At 75.2% G+C, this 3,823-nt stretch carries 1 protein-coding gene; it reads left to right on the top strand.

Annotation, left to right across the window (positions count from 1 at the left end):
• Positions 1-3,702 (top strand): methyltransferase domain-containing protein (locus MEICH_RS27540; protein ID WP_157202979.1); only part of this gene is annotated, 3,702 nt, incomplete at its 5' end.
• Between the last annotated feature and the right edge of the window lie 121 nt (positions 3,703-3,823).

Here is a 3,823-nt window from a genome sequence, read left to right on the forward strand (position 1 = left end):
GCCCCCGTCGGGCCCGAGCAGGCCGCCGAGTCCGTGGCCGAGGCCGCGCGGGAGGCCAAGGGCGACCTCGAGGCCGCCCGCCGCTTCCGCAAGCTGGCCGAGGGCCTGGACGCGCGGATCAAGGAGCTGGAGCGGCGGCCCTACGAGGGCATGAACCTCACCTACCGCCGCGCCCAGGCCCAGGCCGCGCGCGCCGCCGAAGCCGAGCGCGCCCGCCAGTTCCAGGCCCTGCTCTACCGGCTGGGGGAGCTGGCCGAGGCCGGGGAGCTGCCCCACAGCCTTCGGGGGGTCACCGCCGCCAACCAGCTCGACCCCCTGCTGCTGGCGATCCGCCGCCGGGAGTACGAGCGCGAGCAGCGCCAGCCCGAGAAGCCCTACGCGGCCCACTTCCCCTGGCCCTACCTCCACCCCACCCGCACCCGCGAGGCCCTGCGGCTGGCCGAGAGGCTGAAGGGCACCCGCAGCCTCATCGCCAAGCTCAAGCCCTACGCCGACCACGAGGGCCACCTGCGCGACGGGGCGGCGATAGCGGCCATGTGGGAGCTGGGCGGGATGATCCACGCCCACAAGGGCTTCACGCCCTACGAGCGCAGCGAGGGCAAGTACCTGCGGGAGGCCGCCGCGGACTACCTGCGGCTGGAGCGGGCCGGGATCACCACCCCCGAGGGCTTCGCCCGAGCGGTGGGCGACCTCGAGGCCGTGCTCAAGAGCGCCAGCCCCGGCGCCCACGACCCCACCGCCAAGAAGGTCAGGGAGGTCGAGCTGTCGCTCGTGGGGCGGAAGATCCCCGGCTACTTCCCCACCCCCGCGGCCCTGGCCGAGCGCATCGCGGAGATGGCCGACATCCAGGACGGGATGCGGGTGCTCGAGCCCAGCGCGGGCAAGGGCAACCTGATCGAGGCCGTGCAGCGGGTCGCGCCCGGCGCCCGGGTGGACGCGCTGGAGTACAACGCCACCCTCAACGACCTGCTCAAGCTCAAGGGCCACAACGTGGTGGGCCACGACTTCCTGGCCTACGACCCCGGCGAGGTCTACGACCGCATCGTGATGAACCCGCCCTTCGAGGACGGCCAGGACGTCCGGCACGTGCGCCACGCCTACAACCTGCTCAGGCCTGGCGGGCGCCTGGTCGCCATCACCAGCGCCGCCCACGGCTTCCGCTCCGACCGCCAGCACCGGGAGTTCCGGGAGTGGCTCGAGCTGGTGGGCGGCAGCTCGGAGCCCCTGCCCGAGGGGTCGTTCCTCCAGAGCGACAACTCGACGGGGGTCTCCACCCGCGTGGTGGTGGTGGACAAGCCCGCGCCCCAGGTGGGCGACGTGAAGGTGGAGGGGGGCGTGACCTACCGCCTCAACGAGAACCACCGCTGGGAGCGGGTGGAGGAGCCCCAGCCCCAGCCTGAGCCCCAGCCTGAGCCCGCCCCTGAGCCCCCCGCCCCCCAGCCCGAGCCCCAGGGCGCGCAGCCCTGGACCCAACACCGGGCCAAGCCGGGCGGCGAGGTGGGCCCCAACGAGGCGCGGGCCCTGGGCGAGCAGGTGGGGGTCCAGCCGGAGGGCGAGCCCCGGCCCGACCCCGACCCCGAGGCGGCCTACCGCCACGAGGTCTACCAGGCGGCGCGCCGGGCGCTCGAGGCGGGCCGGGCGCTGGGGGTGCGGACCCACCTCCGGTACTGGCCCCTCGAGCGGCCCGAGCAACTGGCCTACAAGGACGGCCACCTGTACCTCTTCGACCGGGGCAAGCCCGTGGCCGTGACGGGCCTGACCCTCGACGACCTGGCCGCGCAGGTGGGGGTTGCCCGCCCCGGCGGGGTCGGGGTCCGGGAAAGCCAGGCCGAGCTCGACCGGGCGGCTCAGGCCGAGCGCGAACGGGAGGCCCAGGCGGACGCCCTCTGGCAGGAGTTCGTTCGCCGCCATTTTGACGGGGACGAGGACGCCGCCTACGCCGCCTACGAGGAGAACAACCGCAGGCGGGCTATGGCCGATCAGGAAGCGCTCAGCCTGGAGGAGTACGTGCGGTCCCAGGCCCAGCCCACGCCCCAGCCCACGCCCCAGCCCCAGACCCGCAGGGTGGGCACCCACGAGGGCGTGATCGAGCGCGACGGCTACCTCATCGCCCCAGGCCGCTTCGCCGCCACGGGCAAGTGGGCGGTGATCGGGGAGGACGGCGGCGTGCAGAGCGCCTGGAGCGACAGCCCCGAGCAGGCCATTCGGAGCCATCTGGAGTGGCAGGCCAAGGGTGAGGCGACCCGCCAGCTCCGTGAGGGCTACGAGCGGGCCCTCGAGGCCGCCCGGCGGGGCGACACCGGCGAGGCGACCCTCGCCGCCCTGGGCGCGCGCCGGGGGGCCTTCACCCGCACCCAGGCCCGCCAGCTCGCCCGCGAGCTGGGCTTCAAGGGCAAGGAGGTGGACGCCCTGGTCAACTCCAACGCCGTCGGCGTGCGGGGCCACACCGCGATGGGCGCCGAGCTGATGGACGCCCGGCAGTTCCTCGAGGAGGCCCACCGCCGCCTGCAAAAGCGCGCCGACCCCGGCCTGCTGGAGCTGCAACGCCTGGTGTTCGGGCCCGGCGTGAAGCCCATCCCCCTCGAGCCCGCCCCCGCCCCCGGCCCCGAGGAGGCCCGCCAGACGGTCCTCGACATCGCGCGCGACGAGCCCCACGGCGAGCGGATGGTGGCCGACTTCCGCTACCTCCCCAACAACCCCAAGCACGCGCTGTGGTACTACGTGCGCCGGGGGCAGGGCGAGGCGAGGATGGCGGCGGCCTGGGACCATTACCAGAACCTCGTGGGGCTGGCGCGCCAGGCAGCCGACCGGATGCGCCGCGCCCGCAGCGAGGCCGCCCGCGAGGAGGCCCGCGAGGAGGCCCAGCGCCACCTGTTCGAGGCCAAGCGGCGCCTGGAGGAGTGGGAGACCCTGCGCGCGATGCAGACGGCCCACCGGCACGGCCTGACCAACCCCGCCCTCGAGGTCGCCCCCGAGAAGGAGCGGGCCGCGCAGCGGCTGGCCGAGGCCGCCAGGGGCGAGCTCGAGGGCCTGCTGCCGCGCCTACAGCCCCACCTCGAGCGCATCCTGGGCCGGATGTTCGGCGCGCGCTGGCTGGCCGAGGGCGGGCCCCAGACCTCGGGGGTCATCCCCGCCTTCTTCCACGCCGTCGAGAACCACCCCGCGCTCAATCTCCCCGCCGCACGGGAGGCGCTGGCGAACCCGCTGCGCCTGGTGCGCGAGCAGGCCGAGCGGGTGCTCGAGGGCTGGCGCGCGGGGGACGCCTACGCGGTGATCGACGGGCTGCGCGCCCTGCACTCCATGTCGGGCCGCGGCAGCGCCACCTTCTTGCTGAGCGGCCTGAACGACACCCGCTACCGCCGGGCGTTCGCGGAGCTGTTGCGGGAGTACCTGGACCAGGGCCTGGCCGCCGAGATCGACCGGATGCTGGCCGAGGCGGGCCCCGAGGCCGTCAACGCCGCCTACGACGCCGCGCGCCGCTGGGCCTTCCACAGCGGCAGGCTCTACGACCCCCCCGGCCTGGCCCGCGCCTTCGCGCTGGCGGACCCCCAAAGCCTCAAGCGCTACGTCACCCCGCGCCGCTTCGAGCGCGTCGGGCAGGCGTTCGTGGTCAAGTCCCAGGCCCTGGTGCTCCGCTCCAAGACCTTCGCCAAGGCCCCGCGCCAGGCCCTGCGCCTGCTGCGCCAGGGGGGTGGGCGATGAGGCTGCGGCTGGTCGTCAAGGCCCTGGGGCGGGGCAAGCCCCGCGCCCACCAGCCGGGCTACCACCCGGCCACCGACAAGCTGGGCAGGCGCTACTGGGCGCCCGCCCCCCGGCCCGCCCC

It is taken from the genome of Calidithermus chliarophilus DSM 9957 (assembly GCF_000430045.1).
Classification (GTDB): domain Bacteria; phylum Deinococcota; class Deinococci; order Deinococcales; family Thermaceae; genus Calidithermus; species Calidithermus chliarophilus.